Origin of the sequence: Agrococcus jejuensis, from assembly GCF_900099705.1 — a bacterium.
In the GTDB taxonomy this organism is placed as follows: Bacteria; Actinomycetota; Actinomycetes; order Actinomycetales; family Microbacteriaceae; genus Agrococcus; species Agrococcus jejuensis.
Genome location: NZ_LT629695.1, coordinates 451,166 through 467,029 on the forward strand (window position 1 = coordinate 451,166; position 15,864 = coordinate 467,029).

Genomic DNA, 15,864 nt, shown 5'->3' on the forward strand with positions numbered 1-15,864 from the left:
GTCGGTCCCACCACTCCCACAGCCTCCTGGCTGGATCATGATGGTCCGAGGGTCAGCACGGATCGCCGAAGCGACTCGTCCGGTCCCTCAGGACCCAACAGCGTGCATGCGCCCCCGTCTACGCTGCGCCTTCGTTCCTTGCCGACCAAAGCCGGCCGTACTAGAAGGCAACAGCGCTCGAGGAGCGCCAATGTCAATGTTCCACCCATGAGCATCCACCGGTCGACATTCGCGACCATGGTGGCTCTGCGCAAGACGAATCCTGCGAGAAGCTCCTTAGAAAGGAGGTGATCCAGCCGCACCTTCCGGTACGGCTACCTTGTTACGACTTAGTCCTAATTACCGATCCCACCTTCGACGGCTCCCTCCACAAGGGTTAGGCCACCGGCTTCGGGTGTTACCGACTTTCATGACTTGACGGGCGGTGTGTACAAGGCCCGGGAACGTATTCACCGCAGCGTTGCTGATCTGCGATTACTAGCGACTCCGACTTCATGAGGTCGAGTTGCAGACCTCAATCCGAACTGAGACCGGCTTTTTGGGATTCGCTCCACCTTACGGTATCGCAGCCCATTGTACCGGCCATTGTAGCATGCGTGAAGCCCAAGACATAAGGGGCATGATGATTTGACCTCATCCCCACCTTCCTCCGAGTTGACCCCGGCAGTATCCCATGAGTTCCCACCATGACGTGCTGGCAACATAGGACGAGGGTTGCGCTCGTTGCGGGACTTAACCCAACATCTCACGACACGAGCTGACGACAACCATGCACCACCTGTTTACGAGTGTCCAAAGAGTTCACTGTCTCCAGTGCGTTCTCGTATATGTCAAGCCTTGGTAAGGTTCTTCGCGTTGCATCGAATTAATCCGCATGCTCCGCCGCTTGTGCGGGCCCCCGTCAATTCCTTTGAGTTTTAGCCTTGCGGCCGTACTCCCCAGGCGGGGAACTTAATGCGTTAGCTACGACACGGAGACCGTGGAATGGTCCCCACATCTAGTTCCCAACGTTTACGGCGTGGACTACCAGGGTATCTAAGCCTGTTTGCTCCCCACGCTTTCGCTCCTCAGCGTCAGTAACGGCCCAGAGATCTGCCTTCGCCATCGGTGTTCCTCCTGATATCTGCGCATTCCACCGCTACACCAGGAATTCCAATCTCCCCTACCGCACTCTAGTCTGCCCGTACCCACTGCAAGCCCGAGGTTGAGCCTCGGGTTTTCACAGCAGACGCGACAGACCGCCTACGAGCTCTTTACGCCCAATAATTCCGGATAACGCTCGCACCCTACGTATTACCGCGGCTGCTGGCACGTAGTTAGCCGGTGCTTTTTCTGCAGGTACCGTCACTCTCGCTTCTTCCCTGCTAAAAGAGGTTTACAACCCGAAGGCCTTCGTCCCTCACGCGGCGTTGCTGCATCAGGCTTGCGCCCATTGTGCAATATTCCCCACTGCTGCCTCCCGTAGGAGTCTGGGCCGTGTCTCAGTCCCAGTGTGGCCGGTCACCCTCTCAGGCCGGCTACCCGTCGTCGCCTTGGTGAGCCATTACCTCACCAACAAGCTGATAGGCCGCGAGCTCATCCCTGACCGAAGTTCTTTCCAACCGATGCAGATGCCTGCTCGGCTCGTATCCGGTATTAGACGCCGTTTCCAGCGCTTATCCCAGAGTCAGGGGCAGATTGCTCACGTGTTACTCACCCGTTCGCCACTAATCCAGAGGAGCAAGCTCCCCCTTCATCGTTCGACTTGCATGTGTTAAGCACGCCGCCAGCGTTCATCCTGAGCCAGGATCAAACTCTCCGTAAAGAAAATTTGCATACCACCGAAGTGGCAGCGAGTTTGAATCTGACAAGTGGATTGTCACTGACAATCTCAATGTGTCCAAAGGAATCTCAACGCATCCGAAGACACGACGAGGTAATTTGGCATTTGACATTGTGCACGCTGTTGAGTTCTCAAGGATCGGGCGCTCCCGACCGCACCCTCCCGGGATTGCATCGAGGCCCTACTTGGCTGCCACGCGACTCTCCGCGAGATGGCAACCTGTTGAAGGTAGCACCCCGGTTCGGCCGGAACAAATCCGGCGTGTCGCACCCTGGCCCGGCATGAACCGTGCGAGGACTGCGACGTGCGTCGAGTGGCTCTCCACCATACGAGCGGCAGCAGCGAAGTGCAAGACCAGCTGGCCGGCTCTGAGTGGAGGTGGTCCCCGCTTGAGGTCCTGGCCGCTTCGGGCCGGGCACCTTTGGGGTGACGAGTTAGAACAATACGTTGCCGACCCGCCCCTCCCCCAAATCGGGCGCATCCCGGGCGTGTCGCAGCGGATTCCCAGGTTCGCGATCGCCCGCCGGCGCACAGACGCACGAAGGGGCCCCGCGCGATGCGGAGCCCCCTCGGTGCGGATGCGATCAGCCGGCGTCGACGCCGGCGAGCGTCTTCTTGCCTCGACGCAGCACGGCGAACCTGCCGTGCAGCAGGCGACCCTCGAGGGTCGCGGCCTCGTCGTCGATGCGCACGTTGTTGACCGAGACCCCGCCCTGGGCGATCGCGCGTCGCGCCTCCGAGAGCGAGTCGACGAGTCCCGACTCCTGCAGCAGCTGCAGCAGCGGTGCGTCGGGCGTCGCGGTCACGAGCTCGAGCGACGAGATGGCTGCCTGGAGCGTGCCGGCCTCGAGCGCGGCGAGGTCGCCCGACCCGAAGAGCGCGGCCGACGCATCCATCGCCTGCTGGGTCGCGGACTCTCCGTGCACGTAGGCCGTGACCTCGGCGGCGAGCACCTTCTGCGCCTCACGGCGGAACGGCGCATCGGCGACCGCGGCCTCGAGCTCGTCGATGCGCTCCTTCGGCAGGAACGTGAACGACTTCAGCAGCTGCACGACGATCGCGTCGTCCTGGTTGAGCCAGAACTGGTACATCGCGTACGGCGTCGTCAGGTTCGCGTCGAGCCAGACGGCGTTGCCCTCGCTCTTGCCGAACTTGCGCCCGTCGGGCTCGGTGATGAGCGGCGTGCCGATCGCGTGCACGTGCGCGCCCTCGGCCTTGCGGATGAGCTCGGTGCCCGCCGTGAGGTTGCCCCACTGGTCGGAGCCGCCGGTCTGCAGCGTGCACCCGTACGTGCGGAAGAGCTCGAGGTAGTCCATGCCCTGCAGGACCTGGTAGCTGAACTCGGCGTACGAGATGCCCTCGTCGGAGTCCATGCGCGCCGCGACGGCGTCCTTCTTCAGCATCGTGCCGACGCGGAAGTGCTTGCCGACCTCGCGCAGGAAGTCGACGGTCGAGAGCGGCGCGGTCCAGTCGAGGTTGTTCACGAGGCGCATCGGGTTGTCGCCATCGGTCGCGAGGAAGCGCGACACCTGCCCCTGCAGGTACGAGACCCACTCGGCCACGGTCTCGCGCGCGTTCAGCTGCCGCTCGCTCGTGGGCTTGGGGTCGCCGATGAGGCCGGTCGATCCGCCGACGAGGCCGAGCGGGTGGTGGCCCGCGAGCTGCAGGCGACGCATGACGACGAGCTGCGCCAGGTTGCCCAGGTGCAGGCTCGGCGCCGTCGGGTCGAAGCCGCAGTAGAACGTGATGGGCTCGCCGCCGAGCGCGGTGCGCAGCGCATCCGCGTCGGTCGAGACGTGCACCGAGCCGCGATAGACGAGCTCGTCCCACACGGTCTCGAAGGACGTGTCGAGCTGGATGGGCGCGGTCTGCACGTGCTCCAGCGTATCCGTCCCCGGCCGATCGGCGATGCCGGAGATCAAGTCGTGAGCCTTGATTGCTGGCAATCAAGCCTGTAGCCTTGTGCATCCGGCCACAAGCCTGAGGACTGGAGGACCCGATGCATCGGATCGTGCTCACGATCGACCGCCGCGGCTCGCGCCGCCACGCCGACGACGTCGAGCAGATGCGCGTCGCGCTCGCCGACCGGTGGTCGCGTGCGCTGCGCTCCCCCGTCGCCCGCTTCGCCGGCGACGAGCTGCAGCTCGTGACCGACGACGCCGTCGCCGCCGTGCGCATCGCCCTCGACCTCACCCGCACGCGCGACTGGAGCGTCGGCATCGGCGTCGGCGCCGCGACGCTCGCCGACGATCCCGCCGCCTCGACAGGGCCGGCGTTCTTCGCCGCGCGCCGCGCGGTCGACCGTGCGAAGCCCTCGCCCACGCGCCTCGCCGTCGCCGTCGACGACGCCGACCTCGAGCCTGCCGCCGAGGACGTCGAGGCCGTGCTCTGGCTGCTCGTCGCCCTGCGCGACCGCCGCTCGAAGGAGGGCTGGGAGGTCGTCGACCTGCTCGAGCGCGTCGCGACGCAGCGCGAGGTCGCCGACGAGCTCGGCATCTCGGCGAGCGCCGTCTCGGCCCGCGCCGTCGCCGCCGGCATCCGCGTCGAGTCGGTGGGCGTCGCTACCGTCGAGGGCATGCTCATGAGGCTCGCGGGAGGCGCGGATGCGTGACACGACCCGGATCGCGCTGCACGCGACCGCCGCGATCGGCGGGCTCGTGGTCGTCGGCGGCCTCGTCGCCGCCGGCATCGCCTGGCGGCTCGAGCCCGCGTGGCTGCAGGTGCTCGCCGTCGCTGCGATCGCCGCGGCGGGCACGGCGCACGGCGCGAGCGTCGTCACGATCGTCTTCCGCGTCGCCGACCCGCCGGCGTCGCGCCTCGACGCGCCGGGCTCCGAGCCCAGGCAGCAGCCCGACCTCGCTCCCCCGAAGAACTCGATGCGCGGCGGCTGGATGATCGGCGTGCTCGAGCGCGCATCCACGATCCTCGCCATCGCGGTCGCCGAGCCCACGATCATCGCCGCGATCGTCGCGATCAAGGCCGTCGGCCGCTTCGGCGAGCTCGCCGGCGACGGTCAGGGCGCCGCGGCCCGCATGCGCGAGCGATTCCTCGTCGGCTCGCTCGCGAGCCTCACGATCGCCGGGCTGTGGGGCGTCGCCGCCTGGCTGCTCGTGCGCTGAGGCCGACGCCCGTCAGCCGAGTCAGGCGTCGAGCGCCGCGAGCCGATCGCGCAGCGTCGCGAGCTGCGTCGCCACGGCCGACGGCGCCGTGCCGCCGACGCCCGAGCGGCTCGCGATCGCGCCGTCGACGTCGAGCACGGCGCGCACGCCGGCCGTGAGTCGCGGGTCGATCGCCGCGTAGTCGGCGTCGCTCGGCTCGTGCAGCTCGATGCCGCGCTCCTCGCAGTGCTGCACGAGCGCACCAGCGATCTCGTGGGCCTCGCGGAACGGCACGCGCTCGCGCACGAGCCACTCGGCGACGTCGGTCGCGAGCGCGAAGCCCTCGGGGGCGAGCGAGCGCATCCGCGCCTCGTCGAACGTCAGCGTCGCCACGAGGCCGGCGAAGGCGGGCAGCACGAGGTCGAGCTGGTCGACGATGTCGAAGATGGGCTCCTTGTCCTCCTGCAGGTCGCGGTTGTACGCGAGCGGCAGTGCCTTGAGCGTCGCGAGCAGGCCCGTGAGGTCACCGAGGATGCGGCCGGCCTTGCCGCGCGCGAGCTCGGCGACGTCGGGGTTCTTCTTCTGCGGCATGATCGACGACCCCGTCGAGAACGCGTCGTGCAGGCGCACGAACCCGAACTCGCGCGTCGACCAGAGGATGATCTCCTCCGACAGGCGCGACACGTTCGTCGCGATGAGCGTGCCGATGAAGGCCAGCTCGGCGACGACGTCGCGCGCGCTCGTCGCGTCGAGCGAGTTCTCGGTGGGGCCCGACAGGCCCAGCTCGCGAGCGACGAGCGCCGGGTCGAGACCGAGCGACGAGCCGGCGAGCGCGCCGGCGCCGTACGGCGAGGCGCTCGCGCGCACGCGCCACTCGGCGAGGCGCTCGAGGTCGCGCACGAGCGGCCACGCGTGGGCTAGCAGATGGTGCGAGAGCAGCACGGGCTGCGCGTGCTGCAGGTGGGTGCGGCCGGGCATCGCAGCGCTCGGGTGCGCCTCCGCCTGCTCGACGAGGGCCGCGATCACGGCGCGCACGCCGCGCTCGACGCGGTCGGATGCCTCGAGCATCCACATGCGCACGAGCGTCGCGATCTGGTCGTTGCGGCTGCGACCGGCACGGATGCGGCCGCCGAGGTCGGGGCCGGCGATGGCGATGAGGCCGCGCTCGAGCGCGCCGTGCACGTCCTCGTCGGTCGCCGCCGCGACGAACGTGCCGTCGGCGACCTGCGCCGAGAGCTCGTCGAGCGCCGCGTGCATGCCGGTCAGCTCGTCGTCGGTGAGGTGCCCGGCGGCGTGCAGCGCGGTCGCGTGCGCCTTCGAGCCGCGGATGTCGTGCTGCGCGAGCCGCCAGTCGAAGTGCGTCGAGCGCGACAGCGCCACGAGCTCCGGGCTCGGTCCGTCGGCGAACCGCCCACCCCACAGCGATCCCTCACGCGTTCCCATGCTTCGAGGCTATCGGCCCGCCGGCGCCCTCGAGGACACGTCGCTCGTCGCCCGCGAGATGGCCGAGAGCCCCCACTCGAGCGGTCCCTTCGGCAGCAGCGCGCGCCACAGGGTGCAGCCGAGCACGACGCCGACCGAGAGGCGCACCCACGACCACGGGTCCGCCGAGAAGCCGTCGACGAGCAGGAACACGAGCGCGTGCGCCGTGTACGCCGTGAGGCTCATCGAGCCGACGGCCGCGATGGGGAACAGCACCCAGCGCAACCACCGCTGCGTCAGCAGGCACAGGGCGATGACGACGCACGCGACGCCTGCCGAGCCGAGCAGGTCGAACGTCGACCCCGAATGACCCTCGGGATCGAGGAGGCTCGCGAGGTCGGTGCCCTGCACGCGGCCGCGCCAGCCGGCGAGCAGGAAGTCCTCGATCGGCGCGAGCGCGAGCGGCACGAGGTTCGCGGCAGCGATCGCCACGACGCCGGCACCGAGGATGACGAGCTGCACGCGCCAGCGCTCCATGTGCGCACGGCCGATCGCCATGCCGACGAGCGTGTAGCCGAACCACGTGAGCGCCGGGTAGAAGCCCGTGAGCGCCAGCTCGACGATCGCGGTGTCGACCATGTGCGCATCCCGCAGCCCGTCGACGAGCAGCACGCGCACCTGCGGCATCAGCAGGATCCAGCCGATGCCGAACGCCGCGAGCCCCCACCACGGCATGCGCAGGAACGGCAGGCTCATGGCGAAGAACAGTGCGTAGAACTCGATGATGACGACGAGCTCGGTGCCGAGCGCGACGATGATGCCGCCGACGGCGAAGATGAGCGCGGCGCGCACGAGGATGCGCATGCGCGCCTGCAGCAGCGGCACCCCGTCCGGGATGCTCGTGCGGCCCGCGATGATCGCGACCGCGACGCCCGCGAGCACCGCGAAGGTCGCGGAGGCGTTGCCCCACGCGAGCTCGCTCCACGTGCCCGGCTCGAGCCAGTGGAACTCGTACGCGATGACGCCCGTGTGCACGGCGAACATGCCGAGCACCGCGAGCCCGCGCGCGACGTCGAGGCCGATGACGCGGCCGCCCGAGCCGACGAGCTCGCGCAGGCGGCGCACGATCCACGGTCGCCGCTGCGGCGCCACGGGCGCGGGCGCCGCGGTTGCGTCGGCCGCGCGCGGCTGCGCAGGTGCCTCCGTCGCCACCCGCGCCTCCACGGTCAGTCCTGCTCGAGCAGCCAGGCCAGCAGCGCCTTCTGGGCGTGCAGCCGGTTCTCCGCCTCGTCCCAGATGACCGACTGCGGGCCGTCGATGACCTCCGCCTCGACCTCGAAGCCGCGGTCGGCGGGCAGGCAGTGCAGGAAGATCGCGTCGCCCTTGGCCTTCGTCATGAGCTCGCGCGTCACCTGGTAGCCGGCGAACGCCTCGAGGCGCGCGGCCTTCTGGTCCTCGCGACCCATCGACACCCACGTGTCGGTCACGACGACGTCGGCGTCGGCCATCGCCTCCGCCGGGTCGGACAGCAGCGTGATCGAGCCGCCCGTCGACGCCGCGATGCGGATGGCGTCCTCGACGATCTCGCGCCGCGGACCGTACGACGCGGGATGCGCGACGCGCAGGTGGATGCCGGCCGTCGCGCACGCGAGCAGGTACGAGTGCACCATGTTGTCGCCGCCGTCGCCGACGAACGCGACCGTGAGGCCCTGCAGCGCGCCCTTGTGCTCGCGGATCGTGAGCAGGTCGGCGAGCAGCTGGCACGGGTGGAAGTCGTCGCTGAGCGCGTTGACGACGGGCACGGTCGTGCCTGCAGCCATCTCCTCGAGCCCCGACTGCGCGTACGTGCGCCACGCGATGGCGGCGACCTGGCGCTCGAGCACGCGCGCCGTGTCGCTCGCGGTCTCCTTGCCGCCGAGCTGGCTCGACGCCGTCGAGATCACGAGCGGCACGCCGCCGAGGTCGGCGATGCCGACCGCGAACGAGACGCGCGTGCGCGTCGACGACTTGTCGAAGATCACGGCGACCGTCTGCGGACCCTCGAGCGGGCGCTCGGCGAACCGATCGGCCTTCATGCGCTCGGCGCGGTCGAGGATCGCGGCCTGCTCGGCAGGGCTCAGGTCGTCGTCGCGCAGCAGGTGGCGGGTCATGCGTGTCCTTCGGTGTCGGGGTGGACCTCCGTGCCGGAGCCGGAGTCCGTGAAGATCTCGAGCAGCACGGCGTGCGGCTCGCGGCCATCGACGATCGCCGCCTTCGCGACGCCGCCCTCGACGGCGTCGAGGCACGCCTGCATCTTGGGGATCATGCCGCTCGCGAGGCTCGGCAGCAGCGAGTGCAGCTCGGTCACGCCGATCGACGAGACGAGCGACGCCGTGTCGGGCCAGTCGCGGTAGAGGCCGGCGACGTCGGTGAGCACGACGAGCTTCTCGGCGCCGAGCGCGATCGCGAGGGCCGCGGCGGCGGCGTCGGCGTTGACGTTGAGCGACTCCCCCGGCCGGTCGCGGTCGGGCGCGACCGACGAGACGACGGGGATGACGTCGTCGTCGAGCAGGCGCTGCACCGCGCGGGGGTCGACGGCGACGACGTCGCCGACGTGGCCGAGGTCGAACTCCTCGCCATCGACGATCACGCCGCGGCGCACGGCCTGGAAGAGCCCCGCATCCTCGCCGGACAGGCTCGCGGCGTGCGGGCCGTGCTCGTTGACGAGCGACACGAGCGTGCGCGACACCTCGCCCGTGAGCACCATGCGCACGACCTTCATCGCCTCGGCGCTCGTCACGCGGTAGCCGCCGACGAACTCGCTCGCGATGCCGTGACGCTCGAGCTCGGCCGAGATCTGCGGCCCGCCGCCGTGCACGACGACGGGCTTGATGCCCACGTGGTGCAGGTAGACGACGTCCTGCGCGAACGAGCGCTGCAGCTCCTCGTTCACCATGGCGTTGCCGCCGTACTTGATGACCATCGTCGCGCCGCGGAAGCGCTGCAGCCAGGGCAGCGACTCGATGAGGGTCGCGGCCTTCGCGGCGGCGGGCGCGGTGGTGTCGTCGTGCGTCGTCATGCTCGGCTCAGCTCGCGTAGGCGGAGTTCTCGTGCACGTAGTCGTGCGTGAGGTCGTTCGTGCGGATCGTCGCGGCCGCGTCGCCGACGCGCAGGTCGACGAGGATGCGCGTGGCGCGCGGCGTGAGGTCGACCTCCTCGCGCGGACGGTCGGGTCCGCCGGCGTGGCAGACGCGCACGCCGTTGAACGACACGTCGACGTCGTACGGGTCGAACGCGGCGTCGGTCGTGCCGATCGCGGCGAGCACGCGGCCCCAGTTGGGGTCGTTGCCGAAGATCGCGGCCTTGAAGAGGTTGTTGCGCGCGATCGACCGGCCGACGACGACGGCGTCGTCCTCGCTCGCCGCGCCCACGATCTCGATGGCGATGTCGTGGCTCGCGCCCTCGGCATCCCCCTGCAGTCGTGCGGCGAGGTCGTCGCTCGCGGCCGTGACGGCTGCGGCGAGCTCGTCGGCGGTGGGCGCGACGCCGGAGGCGCCGGAGGCGAGCAGCACGACGGTGTCGTTCGTCGACATGCAGCCGTCGGAGTCGAGGCGGTCGAACGTCACGCGCGTCGCGGCGCGCAGCGCGGCGTCGAGCGTCGCGGCGTCGGCGACGGCGTCGGTCGTGAGCACGACGAGCATCGTCGCGAGGCCGGGTGCGAGCATGCCCGCGCCCTTCGCCATGCCGCCGACGCTCCAGCCGTCGCGCTCGACGTGCACCTGCTTCGCGACCGAGTCGGTCGTCATGATCGCGTGCGCCGCGTCGTCGCCGCCCTCGGTCGACAGCGCGGCGGCCGCATCCGTCATGCCCTGCAGCACGCCGGCGCGGAACGTCTCGTCGCCCACGCCGATGAGGCCCGTCGAGCACACGACGACGTCCTGCGCGTCGACGCCCACGAGCTCGGCGACGCGCTCGGCGGTCTGATGCGTGGTCTGGAACCCGAACGAGCCGGTGAAGCAGTTCGCGCCGCCCGAGTTGAGCGCGACGGCGCGGGCGCGGCCGTCGGCGATCGCCTGCTCGCTCCAGAGGATGGGGTTGGCCTTGGCACGGTTCGACGTGAAGACCGCGGCGGCGGCGTCGAGCGGGCCGTCGTTGACGACGAGCGCGACGTCGCGCGCCCCCGACGACTTGAGACCGGCGACGACGCCGGCGGCGCGGAAGCCCTGCGGCGCGGTGACGCTCACGGGGCGACGCCGTCGGTCGTGAGCCCGAGGTGCTCGTCGAGGCCCAGCGCGATGTTCGCCGACTGGATCGCGGCGCCCGCGGTGCCCTTGCCGAGGTTGTCGATGGCGCACACGACGACGACGCGACCCGCGCGCTCGTCGACCGTGACGCCCATGACGGCCGAGTTCGAGCCGACGACGTCGCTCACGCGCGGCGTCTCGCCGTGCGGCAGCACGTGCACGTAGCGCTCGTCGGCGTATGCGGAGTGCCATGCCGACAGCACGTCGTCGACGCTCGTGCCCTCGACGAGTGGCGCCGTGACGGTCGCGAGGATGCCGCGCGCCATCGGCACGAGCACGGGCGTGAACGAGATGCGCACCTCGGCGGCGCCAGCGGCGCGCAGGTTCTGCTCGATCTCGGGGATGTGGCGGTGCGTGCCGCCGACGGCGTACGCCTGCGCGTTGCCGAGCAGCTCGGACGCGAGGAGGTGCGGCTTGAGCGCGCGACCCGCGCCGCTCGGGCCGACCGCGAGCACGGCCACGACGTCGGTCGCATCCACGATCCCCGCCTGCACGCCCGGCGCGAGCGCGAGCGTCACGGCCGTGACGTTGCAGCCGGGCACGGCGATGCGGCGCACGCCGCGCAGGTTGCGGCGCTGCAGCGCGTCGCCCACGGGCAGCTCGGGCATGCCGTACGGCCAGGATCCGCCCCAGCCGTCGCCGTAGAACGCCTGCCAGTCGGCCTCGCTCGTGAGGCGGTGGTCGGCGCCGCAGTCGACGACGAGCACGTCGTCGCTCAGCTCGGCCGCGATCGCCGCCGACTGGCCGTGCGGCAGGGCGAGGAAGACGACGTCGTGCCCCTGCAGCTGCGCCGCGGTCGTCTCGACGAACGAGAGGTGGCCGAGGGATCGGAGGTGCGGGTGGACGGCGAGGAGCGGCTGCCCGGCGTTCGAGTGCGCCGTGACGGTCGCGACCTCGAGCTCCGGGTGCTGGGCGAGCAGGCGCAGCAGCTCGCCACCGGCGTAGCCGCTCGCACCCGCCACGGCGACGGAGACAGACATGCTCCCAGGCTACCCGTGGGCGCGTGCCCGGCCGTCACGCCTGGAAGTCGACCTGCACCTCGCTCGTGACCTCGATGTCGCTGCCCTCGAGCGCGATCGACGTGTCGGCGGCCGCGGCGCCACGCATCGTCGCCGCCATCGGCTGCGCCTTGAACCGCACGGGCTCGTCGGCGGCGCCCTCGCGGATGCTCGCGACGCGCGGCGACGACAGGCCGGCCGCGGAGGCGAAGTCGACGGCCTTGCGCTGCGCGTCGGCGATCGCCTCCGCGCGGGCCTTCGAGCCGAGCGCGTGGCTCGTCGCATCCGAGAGCGACCACTGGATGCCGCCCACCTGGTGCACGGGGCGGGTCGCGACCGCGCCGATCCACGTGCCGAGCGCCTCGAAGTCGACGAACGTCACGTGCACGCTCGCCGCGGCGTCGAACACGAGGTCGCGGCGCTTGCCGTCGCCGACCCACTGCTCGTGGTGGCTCACCCACACGCGGTCGGCGTGCCAGCGCTCGGCCTGCCCGCCGTCGACGAACGCGCGCGCCTGCGCCGCGATCGCGGCGTGCGCCTCCGAGACGACGCGGATCGCCTCCTCGGGGTGGGCTGCGCGGTGCTGCGTCTGCACGACGACCGTCGCGCGCTCTGCGGGGGCGCGCTCGACGCCGAGGCCGGACACGGTGATCTGGGTCATGGCCCGGATGCTACTCGCGGCATCCGTGCCATGACCCAGGATCGGCAGGACGCGTCAGTCGCGCAGCGTCGCGCCCGTGCGCTCGGTCGCGAGTGCGAGGCCCGCGAGCTTCGCCTCGGTCGCCTGCGCCGCCGTGAGCGTGCGCTCGGCGTCGCGGAACCGCAGCGCGAACGTCAGCGACTTCGCGCCGTCGAGGCCGGCGCCGCGGAAGTCGTCGACGAGCGCGACGTGCTCGAGCAGGTCGCCTGCACCCTCGCGCACGGCGGCGAGCACGTCGCCGGCGGGCACGGAGGCGTCGACGACGACCGAGAGGTCCTGCGTCGCCGCGGGCGTCGCACCGATCGTCGCGGTGTCGAGGCTCACGCGAGCGGATGCGACGAGCGCGTCGAGGTCGAGCTCGACGACGGCGACCTGTCGGGGCAGGTCGGCGTCGGCGGCGAGCGACGGCAGCAGCTCGCCCGCGACGCCCACGACCGTCTCGCCCAGCAGCACCTCGGCCGTGCGGCCCGGGTGCAGCCAGTCGCGCTGCGCCTGGCGCACGTCGACCGCGAGGCCGAGCGTGCGGGCGACGCGACGCGCGACGTCGATGGCGTCGGCGACGCCGTAGACCTCGCGCGCCTGGCCGGGCTGCTTCGCGACGCGCGCGCCGAGCAGCAGCGCGCCGACGTGGCGCGGCTGCGTCGGCAGCGCGTCGAGCGTCGCGAGCACGTCGGCGTCGGGGCGCACGGCACCGGCCGGCACCGCATCCGTGCCGTGGTCGCCCTCGACGCGGAAGATCGCGCCGAGCTCGAACAGCGCGAGGTCGGTGAGGCCGCGGCCCACGTTGCGCTGCGCGGTCTCGACGAGGCCGGGCACGAGCGAGGTGCGCAGGAACGGACGGCGCTCGTCGAGCGGGTTCGTGAGGCGCACGGGCTCCGCACCCACGCGGCGCGCATCGGCCTCCGCCTGGAACGGCGCGACGAGCACCTCGGTGAGGCCGCTGGCCGCGAGGGCGTTCGCCACGTTGCGGCGCAGGCGCTGCGGACGCGTGAGGCCGCTGCCCGACGGCGGCGACGGCAGCACCGAGGGGATGCGGTCGTAGCCGACGACGCGAGCCGCCTCCTCCACGAGGTCGACGCGCTCGGTGATGTCGGGGCGCCACGTCGGCGGCGTCACGCGCCACGTCGGTCCCTCGCCCGCGACGACGGTCGCGCCGATGCGCACGAGCGCATCCCGCGTCTCGTCGTCGGAGTAGTCGGCGCCCGTGACGCGCGAGGCGTCCTGGGGCGCGAACGCGATCGTCGGCTGCGCGGGCGTCTCGCCCACGGAGGTGCCGAGCGGGTCGGCCGTGCCGCCCGCGAGCTCGACGAGCAGGTCGACGACGCGCTGCGCCGCGACGGCCTGCAGCGCGGGGTCGACGCCGCGCTCGAAGCGCTTCGACGCCTCGCTCCACAGGCGGTGCCTGCGCGCCGTCCGTGCGATGGAGACGCCGTGGAACCACGCGGCCTCGATGAGCACGTCGGTCGTGCGGTCGCTCATCTCGGTGCGGTTGCCGCCCATGACGCCCGCGAGACCCACGGGGCCCATGTCGTCGCAGATGAGCAGGTCCTCGGTCGACAGCGTGCGCGTGACGTCGTCGAGCGTGACGATCGTCTCGCCCTCGGTCGCGCGCCGCACCGTGATGCCGCCCTGCAGCAGGTCGAGGTCGTAGCCGTGGATGGGCTGGCCGAGCTCGAGCATGACGTAGTTCGTGATGTCGACGGCGAGCGAGATCGGGCGCATGCCGGCGAGCGTCAGCCGCTGCTGCATCCAGCGCGGCGTCGCCTTCGTGGCGTCGATGCCGCGCACGGCACGCGCGACGAAGCGGCCGCAGCCCACGACGCCGCGGATCGGGGCGTCGTCGGCGATCGTCACGGGGAAGCCCGTGCCCTCGCCGGCCTCGATCGCGGCGGGGTCGCGGAACGCCCAGCCGGTCGAGAGCGCGAGCTCGCGCGCCATGCCGCGGATCGACAGCACGTAGCCGCGGTCGGGCGTGACGTTGACCTCGACCGCGACGTCGTCGAGGCCGAGCAGCGCGAGCGCGTCGTCGCCGGGCGTGGCGTCGTAGCCCTTCGCGTTGAGGCGCAGGATGCCGTCGTGGTCGTCGCCGAGGCCGAGCTCGCGCTCGGAGGCGATCATGCCGTCGGACACGTGGCCGTACGTCTTGCGTGCGGAGATCTCGAAGCCGCCGGGCAGCACGGCGCCGGGCAGCGACACGACGACGAGGTCGTCGACGAGGAAGTTGCCCGCGCCGCAGACGATGCCGCGAGGCTCGTCCTCGCCGACGTCGACCTGCACCCAGCGGATGGTCTTGCCGTTCTTGTGCTCCTCGGCCTCGAACGACAGCACGCGGCCGACGACGAGCGGGCCCGTGACGTCGCCGCCGTGCAGCGCCTCCTCCTCGAGGCCGACGCGCACGAGCGCGGCGTGGACGTCGTCGCCCGTCGTGCCCGCGGGGACGTCGACGTGCTCGGCGAGCCAGGACATGGGGGCGCGCATCAGATGACCATCCCGAACTGCTCGGAGAAGCGGACGTCGCCCTCGATCATGTCGCGCATGTCGTCGAGCTGGTAGCGGAACTGGAGGGTGCGCTCGATGCCCATGCCGAACGCGAAGCCCGAGTAGCGGTCGGGGTCGACGCCGGCGGAGCGCAGCACGTTGGGGTGCACCATGCCGCAGCCGCCCCACTCGACCCAGCGCGGGCCGCCGCGCATGCCGGGGTGCCACACGTCCATCTCGGCGCTCGGCTCGGTGAAGGGGAAGTGGTTGGGGCGCAGGCGGATGCGCGCCTCCTCGCCGAACATCTGGCGCGCGAGGTGCTCGAGCGTGCCACGCAGGTGGGCCATCGTGATGCCCTCGTCGACGGCGAGGCCCTCGATCTGCGTGAAGACCGGCAGGTGCGTCGCGTCGATCTCGTCGGTGCGGTACGTGCGGCCGGGGGCGACGACGTAGACGGGCAGGTCGCGCGTCAGCAGCGAGCGCACCTGCACGGGGCTCGTCTGCGTGCGCATCACGAGGTGCTTCGAGGCGGGCTCGACGTAGAAGGTGTCGGACTCGCCGCGCGCCGGGTGGTCGGGGTCGACGTTGAGCGCGTCGAAGTTGTACCACTCGTGCTCGAGCTCGGGGCCCTCCGCCACCTCCCAGCCCATGCCGGTGAAGATGTCGGCCATCTCGTCCATGAGCATCGTGAGCGGATGCCGCGAGCCGGGACGCTGGTGCGTCGCCAGGGCCGTGACGTCGACGGCCTCGGCCTGCAGGCGGGCCTGCTCCTCGGCGACGGCGAGCTCGCCCGTGCGGGCCTCGATCGCCTGGCCGACGCGGCCGCGCGCCTGCCCGATGGCGGCGCCGGCCTCCTTGCGCAGCTCGGGGGCGAGGTCGCGCAGCGAGCCGTTGAGCGAGGCGAGCTCGCTCCCCTGGCCGTTGTGCGCGGTCTTGGCGGCTTGCAGCTCGGCGACGGTGGTCGCGGCGGCGATGGCCTCGAGCGCGGCCGTCACGGCGGCGTCGAGCCTCGTCGTCAGATCGGGGTTGGACACAGTCGTCCATCGTATCGGCGGCGCGCCCG

Annotated in this window: 12 protein-coding genes and 1 rRNA gene; 2 read left to right on the forward strand and 11 right to left on the reverse strand. The window is 71.2% G+C overall.

Annotated features, from left to right (window positions below; translation table 11 throughout):
• Positions 1 to 280: 280 nt before the first annotated feature.
• Both BLQ67_RS02070 and tyrS read right to left on the reverse strand, forming a co-directional pair.
• Positions 281 to 1,804 (reverse strand): 16S ribosomal RNA (locus tag BLQ67_RS02070).
• A 602-nt stretch (positions 1,805 to 2,406) separates the two neighbouring features.
• Positions 2,407 to 3,696 (reverse strand): tyrosine--tRNA ligase, encoded by a 1,290-nt coding sequence (gene tyrS / locus BLQ67_RS02075; RefSeq protein WP_231945131.1) that lies wholly within the window; start codon positions 3,694 to 3,696, stop codon positions 2,407 to 2,409.
• A gap of 125 nt (positions 3,697 to 3,821) precedes the next feature.
• On the opposite strand from tyrS, the gene BLQ67_RS02080 reads away from it, so the two are divergent.
• Both BLQ67_RS02080 and BLQ67_RS02085 read left to right on the forward strand, forming a co-directional pair.
• Positions 3,822 to 4,433 (forward strand): DNA-binding protein, encoded by a 612-nt coding sequence (locus BLQ67_RS02080; RefSeq protein ID WP_197674622.1) that lies wholly within the window; start codon positions 3,822 to 3,824, stop codon positions 4,431 to 4,433.
• Positions 4,426 to 4,941: a hypothetical protein gene (locus tag BLQ67_RS02085; protein ID WP_231945132.1), complete on the forward strand. Its 516-nt coding sequence runs from the start codon at positions 4,426 to 4,428 to the stop codon at positions 4,939 to 4,941. Before BLQ67_RS02080 ends, BLQ67_RS02085 begins: the two co-directional genes overlap by 8 nt.
• A gap of 21 nt (positions 4,942 to 4,962) precedes the next feature.
• On the opposite strand, the gene argH is transcribed toward BLQ67_RS02085, so the two are convergent.
• From argH to pheS, 9 genes are read right to left on the reverse strand one after another with little or no spacing between them, the layout of a single operon-like run.
• Complete coding sequence (gene argH / locus BLQ67_RS02090; protein WP_092501994.1) at positions 4,963 to 6,363, reverse strand: argininosuccinate lyase; 1,401 nt, start codon at positions 6,361 to 6,363, stop codon at positions 4,963 to 4,965.
• Between the two features lie 9 nt (positions 6,364 to 6,372).
• Positions 6,373 to 7,554: a heparan-alpha-glucosaminide N-acetyltransferase domain-containing protein gene (locus tag BLQ67_RS02095; RefSeq protein ID WP_157674628.1), complete on the reverse strand. Its 1,182-nt coding sequence runs from the start codon at positions 7,552 to 7,554 to the stop codon at positions 6,373 to 6,375.
• 14 nt (positions 7,555 to 7,568) lie between these two features.
• Complete coding sequence (argF, locus tag BLQ67_RS02100; RefSeq protein ID WP_092501997.1) at positions 7,569 to 8,492, reverse strand: ornithine carbamoyltransferase; 924 nt, start codon at positions 8,490 to 8,492, stop codon at positions 7,569 to 7,571.
• Positions 8,489 to 9,400, reverse strand: coding sequence for an acetylglutamate kinase (gene argB / locus BLQ67_RS02105; RefSeq protein WP_092501999.1), 912 nt, complete (start codon positions 9,398 to 9,400; stop codon positions 8,489 to 8,491). Before argB ends, argF begins: the two co-directional genes overlap by 4 nt.
• Before the next feature lie 7 nt (positions 9,401 to 9,407).
• Complete coding sequence (argJ, locus tag BLQ67_RS02110) at positions 9,408 to 10,565, reverse strand: bifunctional glutamate N-acetyltransferase/amino-acid acetyltransferase ArgJ (protein ID WP_092502001.1); 1,158 nt, start codon at positions 10,563 to 10,565, stop codon at positions 9,408 to 9,410.
• Positions 10,562 to 11,605 (reverse strand): N-acetyl-gamma-glutamyl-phosphate reductase, encoded by a 1,044-nt coding sequence (gene argC / locus BLQ67_RS02115; protein WP_092502003.1) that lies wholly within the window; start codon positions 11,603 to 11,605, stop codon positions 10,562 to 10,564. Before argC ends, argJ begins: the two co-directional genes overlap by 4 nt.
• 34 nt (positions 11,606 to 11,639) lie before the next feature.
• Positions 11,640 to 12,284, reverse strand: coding sequence for an SIMPL domain-containing protein (locus tag BLQ67_RS02120; protein WP_092502005.1), 645 nt, complete (start codon positions 12,282 to 12,284; stop codon positions 11,640 to 11,642).
• Between the two features lie 54 nt (positions 12,285 to 12,338).
• Entirely contained in the window at positions 12,339 to 14,801 is a 2,463-nt protein-coding gene (gene pheT / locus BLQ67_RS02125) for a phenylalanine--tRNA ligase subunit beta (protein ID WP_092502007.1), read from the reverse strand.
• Positions 14,801 to 15,835, reverse strand: a complete 1,035-nt coding sequence (gene pheS / locus BLQ67_RS02130) for a phenylalanine--tRNA ligase subunit alpha (protein ID WP_092502009.1) — start codon at positions 15,833 to 15,835, stop codon at positions 14,801 to 14,803. Before pheS ends, pheT begins: the two co-directional genes overlap by 1 nt.
• Positions 15,836 to 15,864: the final 29 nt, after the last annotated feature.